This is a genomic window from Pseudomonas palmensis (assembly GCF_017848315.1).
Lineage (GTDB): Bacteria > Pseudomonadota > Gammaproteobacteria > Pseudomonadales > Pseudomonadaceae > Aquipseudomonas > Aquipseudomonas palmensis.
In genome coordinates this window covers 1-15931 of record NZ_JAFKEC010000058.1, presented here as the reverse complement: position 1 = coordinate 15931, position 15931 = coordinate 1, and the positions used below count along the sequence as shown (strand labels likewise).

General features: G+C 66.8%; 15 protein-coding genes. 8 read left to right on the top strand and 7 right to left on the bottom strand.

All coding sequences use genetic code 11. From position 1 onward, the window contains the following. Positions 1-7: 7 nt before the first annotated feature. Positions 8-625 (bottom strand): LysE family translocator, encoded by a 618-nt coding sequence (locus JZZ72_RS22985; protein ID WP_043860545.1) that lies wholly within the window; start codon positions 623-625, stop codon positions 8-10. 148 nt (positions 626-773) lie between these two features. Between JZZ72_RS22985 and JZZ72_RS22980 the strand changes: the two genes are divergently transcribed. Both JZZ72_RS22980 and JZZ72_RS22975 read left to right on the top strand, forming a co-directional pair. Then, positions 774-1226, top strand: coding sequence for an Lrp/AsnC family transcriptional regulator (locus JZZ72_RS22980; RefSeq protein WP_043860530.1), 453 nt, complete (start codon positions 774-776; stop codon positions 1224-1226). 102 nt (positions 1227-1328) lie between these two features. After that, entirely contained in the window at positions 1329-1949 is a 621-nt protein-coding gene (locus tag JZZ72_RS22975) for a helix-turn-helix transcriptional regulator (RefSeq protein ID WP_229589228.1), read from the top strand. Here JZZ72_RS22975 and JZZ72_RS22970 read toward each other — a convergent pair. From JZZ72_RS22970 to JZZ72_RS22955, 4 genes are all read right to left on the bottom strand, one after another. Beyond that, entirely contained in the window at positions 1932-2825 is an 894-nt protein-coding gene (locus JZZ72_RS22970; protein WP_123752527.1) for a sterol desaturase family protein, read from the bottom strand. The genes JZZ72_RS22975 and JZZ72_RS22970 overlap by 18 nt on opposite strands. A gap of 98 nt (positions 2826-2923) precedes the next feature. Then, a complete protein-coding gene (locus JZZ72_RS22965; protein WP_100633977.1) occupies positions 2924-3454 on the bottom strand; it encodes a glyoxalase superfamily protein in 531 nt (176 codons plus the stop codon). A 178-nt stretch (positions 3455-3632) separates the two neighbouring features. After that, complete coding sequence (locus JZZ72_RS22960; protein WP_210015197.1) at positions 3633-4478, bottom strand: TIGR03915 family putative DNA repair protein; 846 nt, start codon at positions 4476-4478, stop codon at positions 3633-3635. Continuing rightward, entirely contained in the window at positions 4475-5695 is a 1221-nt protein-coding gene (locus JZZ72_RS22955; protein ID WP_100633975.1) for a putative DNA modification/repair radical SAM protein, read from the bottom strand. Before JZZ72_RS22955 ends, JZZ72_RS22960 begins: the two co-directional genes overlap by 4 nt. A gap of 280 nt (positions 5696-5975) precedes the next feature. Between JZZ72_RS22955 and mrdA the strand changes: the two genes are divergently transcribed. Together mrdA and JZZ72_RS22945 are read left to right on the top strand one after the other, a co-directional pair. After that, entirely contained in the window at positions 5976-7868 is a 1893-nt protein-coding gene (gene mrdA / locus JZZ72_RS22950) for a penicillin-binding protein 2 (RefSeq protein ID WP_043860536.1), read from the top strand. A 101-nt stretch (positions 7869-7969) separates the two neighbouring features. Beyond that, complete coding sequence (locus tag JZZ72_RS22945; protein WP_052504211.1) at positions 7970-9040, top strand: transketolase-like TK C-terminal-containing protein; 1071 nt, start codon at positions 7970-7972, stop codon at positions 9038-9040. Here the strand turns inward: JZZ72_RS22945 and JZZ72_RS22940 are convergent. Next, a complete protein-coding gene (locus JZZ72_RS22940) occupies positions 9029-9475 on the bottom strand; it encodes a MarR family winged helix-turn-helix transcriptional regulator (protein ID WP_058540700.1) in 447 nt (148 codons plus the stop codon). The genes JZZ72_RS22945 and JZZ72_RS22940 overlap by 12 nt on opposite strands. A gap of 131 nt (positions 9476-9606) precedes the next feature. Between JZZ72_RS22940 and aceE the strand changes: the two genes are divergently transcribed. Further along, positions 9607-12279: a pyruvate dehydrogenase (acetyl-transferring), homodimeric type gene (gene aceE, locus JZZ72_RS22935; RefSeq protein ID WP_210015196.1), complete on the top strand. Its 2673-nt coding sequence runs from the start codon at positions 9607-9609 to the stop codon at positions 12277-12279. Positions 12280-12422: 143 nt separating this feature from the next. Here the strand turns inward: aceE and JZZ72_RS22930 are convergent, their stop codons facing one another. Then, positions 12423-12740, bottom strand: coding sequence for a DUF2388 domain-containing protein (locus JZZ72_RS22930; protein ID WP_043860539.1), 318 nt, complete (start codon positions 12738-12740; stop codon positions 12423-12425). 155 nt (positions 12741-12895) lie between these two features. On the opposite strand from JZZ72_RS22930, the gene JZZ72_RS22925 reads away from it, so the two are divergent. The 3 genes from JZZ72_RS22925 to JZZ72_RS22915 are packed head-to-tail and all read left to right on the top strand — an operon-like array spanning position 12896 to position 15792. Then, a complete protein-coding gene (locus JZZ72_RS22925) occupies positions 12896-13951 on the top strand; it encodes an NAD(P)-dependent alcohol dehydrogenase (RefSeq protein WP_210015195.1) in 1056 nt (351 codons plus the stop codon). A gap of 37 nt (positions 13952-13988) precedes the next feature. Next, positions 13989-14612 carry a glutathione S-transferase family protein gene (locus tag JZZ72_RS22920; protein ID WP_043860541.1) on the top strand — a complete coding sequence of 208 codons (624 nt, stop codon included), beginning with the start codon at positions 13989-13991 and terminating at the stop codon, positions 14610-14612. Further along, positions 14590-15792: an MFS transporter gene (locus tag JZZ72_RS22915; protein ID WP_078480128.1), complete on the top strand. Its 1203-nt coding sequence runs from the start codon at positions 14590-14592 to the stop codon at positions 15790-15792. The genes JZZ72_RS22920 and JZZ72_RS22915 overlap by 23 nt, the downstream gene beginning before the upstream one ends. Positions 15793-15931: the final 139 nt, after the last annotated feature.

Sequence of the window (15931 nt, the reverse complement as noted above, 5' to 3'; positions counted from 1 at the left end):
ATTCTGCCTACCTGGGTAGCTGCCCGCCCAGCAGCACCAGCGCGATGATGACCATCGCCGCCCCCGACACCCGGCTGACCCACAGCGCCGCCGCAGGCCGCGCGCCCAGCACGGCCTGCGATCCAAAGCCCACCAGCAGGTAGATCACCCCGCAGCTGAGCGCATGCACCAGCCCCAGCGCCACGATCTGCAGCGGTACCGGCCACGGCGCCGTGGCGTCGGTGAACTGTGGCAGCAATGCCAGAAACAGCAGGAACACCTTGGGGTTCAGGCCGCTCACACACAGGCCCTTCACCGCCCAGCGCTGCCACGCACCGGCTACCTGCACCTGGTCCGCCTGGGGCACAGTCGGGTGCCTCAGCATGCCGATGCCCAACCATAGCAGGTACCCGGCCCCGGCCACCGTCAGCACCGACAGCGCAAACGGATGCCCCGCCACCAGCGTGCCCACCCCGGCGGCGACGATCAGTGTCGCGATCAGATGCCCCGACAACAGCCCGGCCACGGCGGGCAATACCACCCGCCCCTTCAGCCCGGCCGATATCGCATAGGCCCAGTCCGCACCCGGCGTGATGATGAACAACATCGACACCGCCCAGAACGCCACGAAAACACTCAGGGTCATGGCGCTACCCACGTCAGGGATGTGTACACGGTTGGCTGCATCGTCCTGCTCCACAAGCAAATTGATGCAGGGAACAATAATGAAATCTTGCTAGAATTTTCTTTCGAAGATAATCGCGACATAGGCCAATAGGGGAAGATCCTTCCAGATGGACCGCATCGACCGGAACATTCTTGCCGAACTGCAAAAAGACGGGCGCCTTTCGATCACCGAACTGGCCGAGCGGGTGGGGTTGAGCCTCTCCCCCTGCCACCGGCGGGTGCGTGCCCTGGAAGAATCGGGGGTGCTGCTGGGCTATCGGGCGAAACTGGACCCCATTGCCCTGGGCCTGACCTTTTCCGCCATGGTCTTCGTCACCCTTCGCGAGGGCGATCGCACGGCGGTCGAGGCGTTCGAGAACGCACTGGTGGCGTTGCCACAGGTGGTGGATGCGCAGCGCCTGTTCGGCGAGCCGGACTACCTGCTGCATGTGATCACCCAGGACCTGCCGGCCTTCCAGCGGCTCTATGATGAAAGCCTGTCGTCGCTGCCCAACGTGCAGCGGCTCACCTCCACCCTGGTGATGAAGCGCGTGGTGCAGGACCGGCCCTTGCCGTTGTAACCTCGCCGCCCGCCTTCAGCCTCATTCAGGAGCACCACTATCCACCGCGCACCCAACGAACCCTGGCAAGGCGACCTGTGGCTGGCCACCGACTACTGCCTGGTGGCCGGGCAGGTCGGGCAAACCCAGGCCCATGCCCACTATGCCCACCAGGTACTGATCGCCTGCGCTGCCCCGGTGCAGGCGTCGATCCAGGGCCAGGTCGAGTGCGGGCCGCTGCTGCTCATTGCCTCCGGGCAGCCGCATGCGATTCTCAGCGAGCAACCGGCGATCACGCTGTTTGCCGAGCCATTGGCTTTCGAACTGCCGGTGCTGCGCCAGCTCTGCGAAGACGCCGGCGCAGACCTGGAGGGCCTGAACCAACGCTTGCGCGCCCTGCCCCGGCGCCCTTTGCATCCGCGCCTGGCCACCGCCTTGCAACGGGTGCGTGCACTGGATGAAAACACCCTGCCCGCCGCGCAGCTGGCCAGTGAGGCGGCGCTGTCGCTCAGCCAGCTGGAGCGCCTGTTCAGCGGTCAACTGGGGCTGTCGGTGCGCCGCCTGGTGTTGTGGCAACGCCTGCGCGTGGCCTTGCAGCTGGCACTGGGCGGTAGCAGCCTGACCGAGGCAGCCACCTGCGCAGGCTTTGCCGACTCGGCCCACCTGTCACGCAGCGTGCGCCAGCAGTTCGGCATCCGTGCCGACCGTACCCTGCGCCACCTGCGCCTAAGGCTGCTGGACTAGCGCACGGCTCAGGGCATCGGGCAGTACGGCAGGTGGATGCTCGGGCTGGTCGCGGCGAAAGGGTTGGCGCAACTGCGCGCCGTAGCCCACCGGGTAGTCCGGGAAGTCGCCGATACCCAGGTCGTCGTCCGCCAGGTGATAGTGCGGCAGGTGCAGGGCGGTACCCAGCAGGCGGTCCCAAACGCTGAAGAACAGCGCGAAGTTCACATCCCCCGTGGTGCCGTACTTGAGGTGATGCAGCCGGTGCACCGGCGCCCAGGCAAACACATGGCGCAGCCAGCCGATGCGCATGTCGACGTTGCTGTGCTGCAACAGCAGCTGGATGGATATGCTGAACGCCAGCAAGGCCGCCACATCCAGCGGCAACCCGCACAGCAGCAAGGGCAAGGTGCCGCCCAGCGCTTCGAGCATCTGGTGCAGCGGGTGCTTCATCAGCCCGTTGAAGCCGTACATTCGGGTCACGCTGTGATGCACGGCGTGCAGGCGCCACAGCAACGGCAGGCGGTGGCTGGCGTAATGCACCAGGGTGATGCCCAGGTCTGCCACCGGCAACGCCAGCAACAGTTGCAGCGCCAGCGGCCAGTCACTCGGCCACAGGCCGGTATCGGGCAGCACCAGGGCAATCAGGGGGATGGCGGCAATGCCGGCCGCGTTGAGCGCCTCGTTCACCCCCGCGTGAATCACGTCCCGGGTGCCATCGCCCTGGCTTACATTCCAACGCTCGCGATAGGGCCACAGCCGCTCGCACAGCATCGACACGCCAATCGCCAGCAACAGCAGAAGCGGCAACCAGCCAAGGCTTGCGCCCTCGTCCAGCAGCCACACGGCCGAGCCGATGAATCCAAGGAAAAATACAGGGGCGTAAAGGGTTCGCATCGTGAAACTCCAGGCAGGTCAGAGCCTGGAGTTTCGTGCAGCCGCAGCCTGCGCCGCTTGAACAAACGGCGCATCTTCAGCCTGGGGGGAAAGGCCGGTCAGCCCTGGCAGAAGCGAATGCGATTGCCGAACGGGTCGTACACCTCAAGCACCTTGCCCCAGCCCTGCTCGACGATGTCCGGGCGGCCATAGCCGTAGCGCTTGGCAAGCAGCTCGTCGCGCAATTGCTCGATGTTGTGCATGGGGATGAACACCGTAGAGCCAGGGCTTGCGTCGCCGTGGTGCTCGGACAGGTGCAGTTGCAGCCCATTGCGTACGATGCCCAGGTACAGCGGTAGGTCGGCTTCGAAGCGGTGTTCGAACTCCACGCTGAAGCCCAGGAAGTCGAGGTAGAACTCGCGCGCCTTGGCTTCGTCGAACATGCGCAGGATGGGGATAGGCTTGTCGAAGCTCACTTCGCTTGCAGGGGTGGCGGGGGCAAGCAGGGCCGAGGCGGTGTTCCAGTCCTTGTAGCCCAACTGCTGCGCCACCAGCTCCAGTGCGCCGGAGTGGGTCAGCGGCGGGTTCTGCGCCTGCAGGGCGGTACGCAGACGCTTGGCCATCTGTTTGGCCTGTTCGATCGAGATCATCATGTGCTCCTGGTGACGAGGCAGTGTGGGGCTCGCGTTGCCAGGCCTCGACGTTCAAGAGAATGATCGCGTCAGGGGTAACTGCAATGCTTTCACCTTTCCCAACGGGAGCGAGCGGCGGGCAGCATCGGCCCGCGCCGATCATACACAGCCAGGGTGGCACATGGAAAGGCGGCCCTCAGCGCGTTGGCGAATCCCCGCGCCCGATGCGCTTGCCGCCCTGCTGCCCCACCTCCTGCGCCTGGCCGTCGCGCTGCTTGCCCTGGCGCGCCTGGCCCACCAGCCGCGCGATCAGCGGGCCTTCGGGCAGATGACGCCAGAAGCGCCCCGGCATGTGCTGGCGCATGGCATCGGGGTTGACCCGTGCCGGGTTGAAGGTGTGCCGGTAGTAGGTGCGCCACAGCTCGGCGCCAGGGTCGTCGGCGTGGCAGGCCCACTGGCGCCATTGCTCGGGGCAGTGCCGTCGGTAGTCCAGGGTGCTGCCATCGAAGCGGATGCCATCGCGTGGCGTGGCGATCAGCCAGCGCTGGCGGCCCAGCCGGTCGGCAAAGTGGCCGCTGGCGCTTTGCAGAATGTCGTGGGCCGGTTCATGGAAGGCCACCAGGTCCAGTTGCAGTTGCTCGGCCAGTGCCGCCGGCAATGGCACGAAGCGCACGAAGGCATGCAGGTGATGGGCCTCGCGGCTGACCTGCTTGATGCGCCGCTGCAGCTCGCTGCCCAGCCGGTCGCCCGCCAGCATGGCGGTGCGGTCGCCATGGGCCACGCGCCACAGCACTTCATACAGCAGGTTCCAGCGCTGCTCGCCACGGTAGCGGGCAGCCAGCTCAAGTTGATCCAGCAAGGCCGCCGGCACCCGTGTGCGAAACGGCCCGGGGCCCTGCGGCAATACCGCCGGCACCGCCAGCAGATCGTGCACCGGGCCGTGGGCCCACACCACCTCGGTGGGGTCGATGCCGTGGCCCAGCAGCACGCGGGCCTGGTCGCGCCAGGTGTCGAAGTGCTCGTCGCAGTCCAGCGCGATCATCCCCACAACCCCATCTGCACCGGTGCCTGCGGCTCGCGCAGGCGTTCGCGCAGCAGGCCGCTGCGGGTTTCCGACTGGGGCGGGCGGTAGTCGCTGGTGACGATGAACGGGCGCGCCTTGTCCAGCACGCAGCGCAGCTGGATCAGGTCGTCATAGCGAATGCGCCGTTCACGGCGCAGCGCCACCAGGCGTTGCACGCTGCGCAGCCCGATGCCGGGAATGCGCGCCAGCAGCGCCGGCTCGGCGCGGTTCACATCCAGCGGAAACACCTCGCGGTTGGCCAGGGCCCAGGCCAGCTTGGGGTCGATGTCCAGCGCCAGGTTGCCCGCGCCGCCCAGCAGTTCGCCGGCCTTGTAGCCATAGCCGCGCATGAGAAAGTCCGCCTGGTACAGGCGGTGCTCGCGCAGCAGCGGCGGCGCGGCCAGGGGTACGCTGGTGGGGCTGTCGGGGATCGGGCTGAACGCCGAGTAGTACACACGCCGCAGGCCATAGCCCTGGTACAGCGATTCGGCATTGCCCAGGATGGTGTGGTCGTCGGTGGCATCGGCGCCCACGATCATCTGGGTGCTCTGCCCGGCAGGGGTGAAGCGCGGTGCGTTGACTTCACCGGCCACCGCCTGCTGGCCGTGGTGGATGGTGCCCATGGCCTGGCGAATGGTACGCACCTGCTTCTCCGGCGCCAGGCGCTGCAGGCTGGCTTCGGTGGGCAGCTCGATGTTCACGCTGAGGCGGTCGGCCAGCCGCCCGGCCTGCTCGATCAGCAGCGGGTCGGCGTCGGGGATGGTCTTGAGGTGGATGTAGCCGCGAAAGTTGTGCTGTTCGCGCAGCAGCTGCGCCACGCGAATCAACTGTTCCATGGTGTAGTCGGCAGAGCGGATGATGCCCGAGCTGAGGAACAGCCCGCTGATGCAGTTGCGCCGGTAGAAATCCAGGGTCAGGCGCACCACCTCCTCAGGCGTGAAGCGTGCCCGCGGCACGTTGCTGGAGCGGCGGTTGACGCAGTACTGGCAGTCGTACAGGCAGAAGTTGGTCAGCAGCACCTTGAGCAGCGACACGCAGCGCCCGTCGGGGGTGTAGCTGTGGCAGATGCCCATGCCATCGGTGGCGCCCAGGCCGTCGCGACCGCGCGAGCTGCGCTTGGGGGCGCCGCTGCTGGCGCACGAGGCGTCGTACTTGGCGGCATCGGCCAGGATGCCGAGCTTGGCGATGAGCTGCATGGGGTCCACCTCGATACTGATTATCCATACAGTATTCGCAGATCGCCACGCATGCAAGCGCAGCCTGTCGACCGGGCCGCTGCGGCCTTCATGAAAAAATCTTCATGAACGCTGCGCCCCGCTAACCGGGGAACCTCGGCGCACCCTCGCCCGCCTGCGGACAACCGGCCTTGAGGCACCGCAGCAGCTTGCGTAGGATCGCCGTTCATTCACGCCATCGCGCCCGTTCACTGCCTGCTCCCAGGCCGGTGGTGTATCCGTTTTCCGCAAGAGCCTGCACATGCCCCAGCCTATCCCCCTCAAGGACCACGAGAAAGAAACGCACCTGGTCAACCGCAGGCTGATCGCGTGTGCGCTGCTGGTACTGGTGCTGGTGGCGGTGCTGGTGGGGCGGCTGTACGTGCTGCAGGTGGTGCAGCACGACTACCATGCCGCCGTGTCGCAGAACAACCGCGTGCACGTGCTGCCCATCGCCCCCGAGCGCGGGCTGATCTACGACCGCAACGGCGAGGTGCTGGCCGACAACAAGCCCAGCTTCAACCTCACCATGACCCGCGAGCGTGCTGGCGACACGCCCAGGGTGCTCGACAGCCTGGTGCAGATCCTGGGCCTGGGCGAGGAGGACCGCCAGGGCTTCGAGAAGGACCTGCGCCGTGGCCGCAAGCCGTTCGAGCCGGTGACGCTGATGTTCGGCCTGAGCGAAGAGCAGATCGCCCTGATCGCGGTCAACCAGTTCCGTCTGCCGGGGCTGGACGTGGAGCCGCAGTTCATTCGTGAATACCCCATGGGCGCGCACTTTGCCCACTCGGTGGGCTACGTGGGGCGCATCAACGAGAAAGAAGCCAAGACCCTCGATGCCACCGAGTACCGTGGCACCCAGTCCATCGGCAAGACCGGCATCGAGCACTTCTACGAGGCCCAGCTGCACGGCCAGGTGGGCTACGAAGAGGTCGAGACCAACGCCCAGGGCCGCATCATGCGCGTGCTGCGCCACCACGACCCGGTGCCCGGCAAGAACATCACCCTGAGCCTGGACGCGCACCTGCAGCTGGCCGCCGAAAAGGCCCTGGGCGATCGCCGTGGTTCGGTGGTGGCGCTGGACCCGGCCACCGGCGAGGTGCTGGCGATGGTCAGCAACCCCAGCTTCGATCCCAACCTGTTCGTCAAGGGCATCAGCTTCAGGCAGTACGCCGAGCTGCGCGATTCCATCGACCGTCCACTGTTCAACCGCGTGCTGCGCGGCCTGTACGCCCCGGGCTCGACGATCAAGCCCGAGGTGGCCATCGCCGGCCTCGACAGCGGCGTGATCACCCCGGCCAGCCGGGTGTTCGACCCCGGCTACTACGAGCTGCCCAACTACGACCACAAGTACCGCAACTGGAACCGCAGCGGCGACGGCTGGGTGGACATGTACAGCGCCATCATGCGTTCCAACGACACCTACTTCTACGACCTGGCGCACAAGCTGGGGGTCGAGCGCCTGCACGACTACATGAGCGAATTCGGCCTGGGCCAGAAGGTCTCGCTGGACATGTTCGAAGAGTCACCCGGCCTGATGCCCTCGCCCGCCTGGAAGCGCGCCAACCGGCGCCAGGCCTGGTACCCCGGCGAAACCCTGATCCTGGGCATCGGCCAGGGCTACATGCAGGTCACCCCGCTGCAACTGGCGCAGGCCACCAGCCTGCTGGCCAGCAAGGGCGTGTGGCACCGCCCGCACCTGGCCATGAGCATCGGCGACGAGCCTCCGGTAGACCCCAACCCCATGCCCGACATCGTGCTGCATGACCGCCACGCCTGGGACCAGGTCAACCAGGGCATGCAGATGGTCATGCACGCCCCGCGCGGCATCGCCCGCGCCGCCGCTGCCGGGGCGCAGTACCGCATCGCCGGCAAGAGCGGCACTGCGCAGGTGGTAGCGATCAAGCAGGGGGAACGCTACAACCGCGACAAGACCCTGGAGCGCCACCGCGACAACGCGTTGTTCGTGGGCTTTGCCCCCGCCGACCACCCGAGCATCGCCATCGCGGTGATGATCGAGAACGGCGAGGCCGGTGGGCGCGTGGCCGGGCCGGTGGTCCGGGAAATCATGGACGCCTACCTGCTGGACGAACAAGGCCACCTCAAGCCCCAGTACGCCGGCAACGCAGCACCCGCCGCGGTGCCCCATACCTGAAAGCGCAGCACCCTGATCGTGCCGACAGCATCTGATTGCATTTGCAATCAGATTGCAGTATCCCTTGCGCTTCTGCCAAGGACCGATCATGGAGCTGCCCCGTGGATTCACTGCCTGCCATCCCCCCTGCCCGACTGGCCGCCCACGCCTGCATTCGCAGCATCGAGGCCGGCCTGCCGTCGACCGGCGCAGCGTCGCACTCGCCGCTGTTGCAGATTTTGCAGACCGTGCACCGCATCGAGCACGACCCGGCCGTGGCGGGCAACCTGTGGGTGATCAATGATCGCGCCGACAGCGCGAGCGAGGTGGTCAGCCCCTGGGGCATCTGGTTTCGCCAGCAGGCGCCCAGCCGCGAACGCCCGCTGATCTACCTCACCCAGTCGCCGAGCTCGGCCCGCGTGTCGATGCTGGCCGAGCAGATCGGCCACCGCGGCATCGTGTTCAACGACCTGGAATCGGCCGCCTCGCGCTGGCCCAAGGGCGCGCACCCGTGGCTGCCGTTGTGGCTGTCGGCCAACGCCCAGTGCCGCCCGTACGACCCCGCCAGCGCTGCCGAGGCCCAGGCCATCCTGCTGGCGGCGCTGGACGAGCTGTACGTACAGGGGCGCCACGGCTTCTACTACATGACCCTGCACGATCAGCCGCCGGCAGCCGATGAACCGGCACACGACGATTGCAGCGATGCATTCCTGGGCATGTACCCGTTGCAGCCCACCAGCGCTGCCCGCCCCCAGGTACGCCTGCTGGGCGCCGGCGCCATGCTCCGGGAGGTACGCGCCGCCGCGGTGCTGCTCGACACGCACTGGGGCATCGCCAGCCAGTTGTGGAGTTGCCCCAGCTACACGCGCCTGGCCCGTGACAGCGACGATGCCGCGCGCTGGAACCGCCTGCACCCCGAGGCCGCGCCACGCAAGAGCTACCTGCAGTACTGCCTGATGTCGGCCAGCACGCCGGTGATCGCCGTGACCGGCTATGCCCAGCACATCGCCGACCAGCTTGCCCCGCATGTCACGGCGCCCTTCACCGCACTGGGCGCCGACAGCCTGGCGCCGGGCAACTGCCTGGATCGGCGCTGGATAACCTTCAGCGCGTTGCAGGCACTGGCCGGCCAGGGCCTGTTCGACACCCAGGCGCTACCCGCCGCACAGGCCCGGCTGGGCCTAGGCGAATGACGCCCGGGCCTTGAAGCTCGACTGTTCCAGCGCCTGGGCGAACAGCGCCTGTTGCTCGGGCGTGAACTGGCTCAGAAACAGCTCGTCCACTGCCTGCTTGTACACCGCCCACATGCGCTTGCGCAGCGCCTTGCCGCTGTCGGTGATGCACGCCAGGGCGCCGCGCCCGTCGCCCGCGACCTTCTTGCGCACCACATGCCCTTCGGCCTCCAGGCGGTCGACCAGGCGGGTCAGGTTGTAACGCTCGATGGCCATCACATCGGCCAGCTCGTGCATGCGCCGGCAGCCATCGGGGCCGCTCTCGATGCCCCACAGCGCGTCATACCAGGCGTACACGGGCAGGCCCTGGTCGGCCAGGCGGCGTTCGATTTCGCGAATCAGGTTGCGGTGGGCGCGAATGAAGCTGAACCAGAGGTCAGCGGTGGGTGCAGCCATGAGGGTTCCTCGGGTCAAAGTTATTGCATTTGCAATCATACGGGGCGCATGCCTAGAATCAATTGCAAATGCAACTACTACCCGGCAGGCCTGCCGGCACTGCCCGCCACAACCCCGCAGGAGGATTACCGATGCAACAGCAGCCCCCTCTGTTGAACGACCCAGATCCCGAGCAGACCCAGGAATGGCTTGAGTCCCTGGCCACTGTTGTCGAGGTGGAGGGGCGCTCGCGTGCGCACTTCCTGATCGACCAGATGCTGGACCTGGACGTGTCGCTGCACGGCGACTTTCGTGGCCGCGTCAACACACCCTACGTCAACACCATCGGCCCCGAGCGCGAACTGCCCTACCCCGGCGACCTGGCCACCGAGCAGCGCCTGAATGCCTATATCCGCTGGAACGCACTGGCCATGGTGCTGCGCGCCGGCAAGCATTCGGGGGTGGGCGGGCATATCGCCACCTACGCCTCGGCGGCGGTGCTGTATGACGTGGGCTTCGATCATTTCTTTCGCGGGCGCACCGCGCAGTTTGCCGGCGACATGGTGTACATCCAGGGCCACTCGGCGCCGGGTATCTATGGCCGGGCCTACCTCGAAGGGCGCCTGAGCGAAGCGCAGCTGGACAACTTTCGCCGCGAGACCGACCGCGATGGCGTGTCGTCCTACCCGCACCCGCGGCTGATGCCCGAGTTCTGGCAGTTTCCCACCGTGTCCATGGGCCTGGGGCCGATCACCGCGGCCTACCAGGCGCGCTTCATGCGCTACCTCGAAGATCGCGACCTCACCCCACGCCAGGGCCGCAAGGTGTGGGCGTTTCTCGGTGACGGCGAAATGGATCAGCCCGAGTCGCTGGCGGCCATCTCGCTGGCCGGGCGCGAAAAACTCGACAACCTGATCTTCGTGGTCAACTGCAACCTGCAGCGCCTGGACGGCCCGGTACGTGGCAACGCCAAGGTGATCCAGGAATTCGAGAGCCTGTACCGTGCTGCCGGCTGGAACGTGATCAAGGTGGTGTGGGGCAGCGGCTGGGATGCGCTGCTGGCCAGGGACAGCAGCGGCATCCTGCGCCAGCGCATGATGGAGTGCGTGGACGGCGAGTATCAGACCTACAAGTCGCAGAACGGCGCCTACGTGCGCGAGCACTTCTTCGGCAAGTACCCGGAACTGCTGGCGATGGTCAGCGACCTGAGCGATGACGACATCTGGAAGCTGGCTCGCGGCGGGCACGACCCGGTCAAGGTGTACAACGCCTACGCGGCGGCCGTGCGTCACACGGGGCGGCCAACGGTGATCCTGGCCAAGACCGTCAAGGGCTTCGGCATGGGCGAAGCCGGCGAAGGCCAGAACATCAACCACCAGTTGAAGAAGATGGGCGACGAGGCGGTCAAGGCCTTCCGCGACCGCTTCGGCCTGGACCTGAGTGATGAGCGCCTCGGCGAGATCCCCTACCTCAAGCCCGCCCCCGACAGCGCCGATGCGCGCTACCTGCAGGTGGCCCGTGATCGCCTGGGCGGGCATGTGCCGGCGCGCCAGGCCAGGGTCGAGCCGTTGCAGGTGCCGGCCCTGGAGGCCTTCGACAGCCAGCTCAAGGGCACCGGTGACCGTGCCATCTCCACCACCATGGCGTTCGTGCGCATTCTCGGCACCCTGCTCAAGGACCCGCAGGTCGGCCGCCTCGTCGTACCGATCGTGCCCGACGAATCACGCACCTTCGGCATGGAGGGGCTGTTCCGCCAGATCGGCATCCACTCCCATGTGGGCCAGCTGTACACGCCGCAGGATGCCGGCACGCTCAGCTACTACAAGGAGAGCACCGACGGCCAGATCATGCAGGAAGGGCTCAACGAGTCCGGCGCCACCTCGTCGTGGATTGCCGCCAGCACCGCCTACGCCAACCATGGCGTGATGACCCTGCCGTTCTACATCTTCTATTCGATGTTCGGCTTCCAGCGAGTGGGCGACCTGCTGTGGGCGGCGGGCGATGCGCGCGCACGGGGGTTTCTGCTGGGCGCCACCAGCGGGCGTACCACGTTGATGGGCGAAGGCTTGCAGCATGACGACGGGCACAGCCACGTGATGTCGGCCACCGTGCCCTGCTGCGTCTCCTACGACCCCACCTATGCCTACGAGCTGGCGGTAATCATCCAGGACGGCATGCGCCGCATGTATGCCGAGCAGGAGGACGTGTACTACTACATCACCGTGCTCAACGAGAACTACGCCCACCCCGCCATGCCCGAAGGCGCAGAGCAAGGCATTCTCAAGGGGCTGTACCGCCTGCCGGTGGAAAAACCGCCGCAGGGCGAGCGGCATGTGCAGTTGATGGGCAGCGGCTCGATACTGAACGAGGTGCTGGCGGCGGCGGATATTCTGCAGCGTGATTTCGGCGTCAGCAGCGAGGTGTGGAGCGCCACCAGCCTGACCGAGGTGCGGCGCGAGGCGCAGGCGGTGGAGCGCTGGAACCTGCTGCACCCGCTGCAGGCGCCGAAGACGCCATACATCGAAACGCTGCTGCAGGGGCATGCGGGGCCGGTGGTGGTGGCCACGGACTACATGAAGATCCATGCCGACCAGATCCGGCCGTGGGTGACCGGGAGGCGTTTCGTGGCGTTGGGCACCGACGGCTTCGGCCAGTCGGACACACGCGAGGCGCTGCGCCGGCATTTCGAGGTGGACCGCCAGTTCATCGTGCTGGCGGCGCTGAATGCGCTGGCGGCGGACGGGGTGATCGAGCGCGAGGTGGTGGCCGGCGCGATCGAAGCGCTGGGCATCGACCCTGGCAAGGTTGATCCGGCTTCAGTCTGATAGCACCCATCAGACCTGTGGCAGCAACAGCTTCCTGTAGGAGCCGGCCTTGCCGGCGATGGCGTGCTTAGCGCCTATGGCACGGCGTGGCCGCGCATCGCCAGCAAGGCTGGCTCCTACAGGTGTGCATTCAGCAGGGTCGACTACTGCCCCGCCCCCAGCTCATCCTGGGTCAGTATCGCCTTGGCCAGGTCTTCGTCACTGGCCTGCAACCCAGGGTTCTGCTGACGGATACGCTGCAGCATCGACTCCAGGTACACACCGCGAATTTCGCCGCCGCTGGCGATGAACGTCGAAGCATCATCGCGCGCCGGAATCACCAGCTTGTCGTCCTTGAAGGTCGAGTACAACGAGGCGGAAACCCCGGCGGAGGTGGCGACATCGCGACCATCCACACGGGCCAGGGCCGTGCCCAAAGGCAGGCAGAGCACAAGGGAAGAAACCAGCAGTAAACGGCGCATGACGATGCCTCCGTGATGGGGGGGAACCTACATTCATTAGGATAGGCCCCTCAGGCCAAGAGTTCCCGCCAATATCCCTACCCGCCCAACGAAGCCCGCCATGCTGGCTATATTGAAACCCTGGTCCCCATTCCCGAGCGTGACGAGAGGTGAACATGTACACCATTGGCTATGCAGCGCAGCACCGCGAAGCACCGCTGGCACCCTTCAAGTTCGAACGCCGCGCCCTGCGCCCCAACGACGTGGCGATGCAGATCCTGTACTGCGGCGTATGTCACTCCGACCTGCACCAGGCCCGCGACGACTGGGGTTTCAGCCGCTACCCGATCGTGCCCGGCCACGAGATCGTCGGGCGCGTGACCGAGGTGGGCAGCCAGGTCACCCGCTACAAGGTCGGTGACGCCGTGGCGGTGGGCTGCATGGTCGACTCCTGCCAGCAGTGCGACCAGTGCCGCAAGGGCGAGGAACAGCTGTGCCGCGAGAACAACACGCAAACCTACAACAGCCTGGACCGCATCACCCGCGAACCCACCTACGGCGGCTATTCCAAGCACCTTGTAGTGCGCGAGGAGTTCGTGCTGCGCGTGCCCGACGGCCTGGACCTGGCCAAGGCCGCGCCGCTGCTGTGCGCCGGCATCACCACCTATTCGCCGCTGCGCACCTGGAATGCCGGGCCCGGCAGCCGCGTCGCGGTCATCGGCCTGGGCGGGCTGGGGCACATGGCCGTGAAGCTGGCGGCGGGCCTGGGTGCCGACGTCACGGTGCTCAGCCGCACCCCCGACAAACTCGATGATGCGCGGGCGCTGGGCGCCGACAAGCTGCTGGTATCCGACGCCAAGGCCATGGCCGCCGCGCGCTCCAGCTTCGACCTGATCATCGACACGGTGCCGGTGCGCCATGACGTGTCGCCCTACATGTCGCTGCTGGACGTGGACGGCACCCTGGTGATCGTCGGCCAGGTGGGGCCGATCGACGAACAACTGACCGTGCCGTTCATCCTCGGCCGGCGGCGCCTGGCCGGCTCGCCGATTGGCGGGATTGCGCAAACCCAGGAGATGCTCGACTTCTGCGCGAAGAAGAACATTCTGCCGGAGTGTGAAATGATCCGCATGGACCAGATCAACGAGGCGTTCGAACGCATGCAGCGCTCCGATGTGCGCTACCGCTTCGTGATCGACATGGCCTCGCTCGACGACACCACCGGCGCCTGACGCGCCTCACTCCCCTACCGAACCACAAGGGCCTCCCATGCTGCAGATACTCGGCAAAGCTTCCTCCATCAATGTACGCAAGGTGCTATGGGCCTGCACCGAGCTGGGTATCGCCTTCGAGCGCGAGGACTGGGGCTCGGGCTTCAGGTCCACCTTCAGCCCGCAGTTCCTGGCCCTGAACCCCAACGCCATGGTGCCGGTGATCAAGGACGGCGACTTCGTGCTGTGGGAGTCCAACAGCATCCTGCGCTACCTGGCCAACCAGTACCACGGGCAGCACCTCTACCCCGCCGAGCCCCGGGTGCGCGCACGGGTGGACCAGTGGATGGACTGGCAGGCCACCGACCTCAACAAGTCCTGGACCTACCCCTTCCTGTCGCTGGTGCGCCATTCCCCCGACCATCAGGACCCCGAGGCACTGGCGGCGGCATGCAGGCAGTGGACCACCAACCTGCAGATCCTCGACCGCCAGCTCGAGTCGACCGGCGCCTACGTCAGTGGCCAGGACTTTTCACTGGCGGACATCGCCATCGGCCTGTCGGTCAATCGCTGGTTCGAAACCCCGCTGGAGCATCCGGATTTTGCAGCGGTTCGGGCATACTACGAGCGTCTGACCGAACGCGAAGGGTTTGTCATCCATGGAAGAAACGGTACCCCGTAACGCCACCGTCACCACCGAAACCTCGGTGCGCCGCCGCTCGCTGCTGGCCGGCTGCAGCGCCCACGCGGTGCACGACGGGCTCACCGACGTGATCTACGTGCTGCTGCCGCTGTGGCAGGCGCAGTTCGGCCTCAGCCTGGCCCAGGTGGGCCTGTTGCGCGGGGCCTATTCCGGGATGATGGCCGGTTTTCAGCTGCTGGCCAGCCGCGCGGCCCGGCGCTTTGGCCGCGAGCGCCTGCTGGTGGGCGGCACGCTGCTGGCCGGCGTGGCCTACCTGGTCGCCGGCCAGGCCACGGGCCTGGGTGTGCTGCTGGTGGCGCTGATGCTGGGCGGGCTGGGCGCCAGTACCCAGCACCCGCTGGCCTCCTCGATGATCACCGACAGCCACGCGGCGGGCGGCGGGGTCAAGCAGGCGCTGTCGCACTACAACTTCGCGGGCGATATCGGCAAGGCGGTCATTCCGGGCCTGATGGGCGTGCTGCTGGTGGCCGTCAGCTGGCGTACCGGTGCAACGCTGCTGGGCGTGCTGGGTGTGGCTGCGGCGGTGTTGCTGTGGTGGCTGATCCCCTCCCGGGCCCAGGCCCTGGCGGCGGGCGGCAAGGCGCCGAAGCTGGCCACCGGAAACGGCTCGCCGGGCGGCCTGCGTGCCCTGCTGATGCTGGGCATGCTCGACAGCGCGGTGCGCATGGGGTTTCTGACCTTCCTGCCGTTTCTGCTCAGGCTCAAGGGCGCCGGCACCGCCGGTATCGGCCTGGCGCTGACGCTGCTGTTCGTGGGCGGGGCCTTCGGCAAGCTGCTGTGCGGCTACCTGGGCGCACGCATCGGCCTGCTGAAAACCGTCTCGCTCACCGAAGCGGGGACTGCACTGTTGATCGTGCTGGCGGTGGTGCTGCCGTATTCGGCCACGCTGGTGATGCTGCCGTTGCTGGGCCTGGCGCTGAACGGCACCTCGTCGGTGCTGTATGGCGTGGTGCCGGAGCTGGCGGCTGCCGGCAAGCACGAGCAGGCCTTCGCGCTGTTCTACACCGGCACCATCGGTGGCGGCGCGCTGGCACCGGTGGTGTTCGGGCGGCTGGGGGACGTTACCGGGGTGCCCACGGCGGTGGTGGTGCTGGCGGCCACGCTGCTGCTCACGCTGCCGCTGGCGTGGCGGGTGAACAAGGGCTTGGTGGCAGAATAGAAAAGAAGGCGCGGGAGTCTCGGCGCCTTCCTGGTTTTGTGTGGGGTGTGGCGGGGGTTACAGGGGGGAGATGGTACCCAGTGCTCCGATTGCGAAGGCCAATACCAGAAAGCCGAATACAAAAATTGCCATCTTGCCC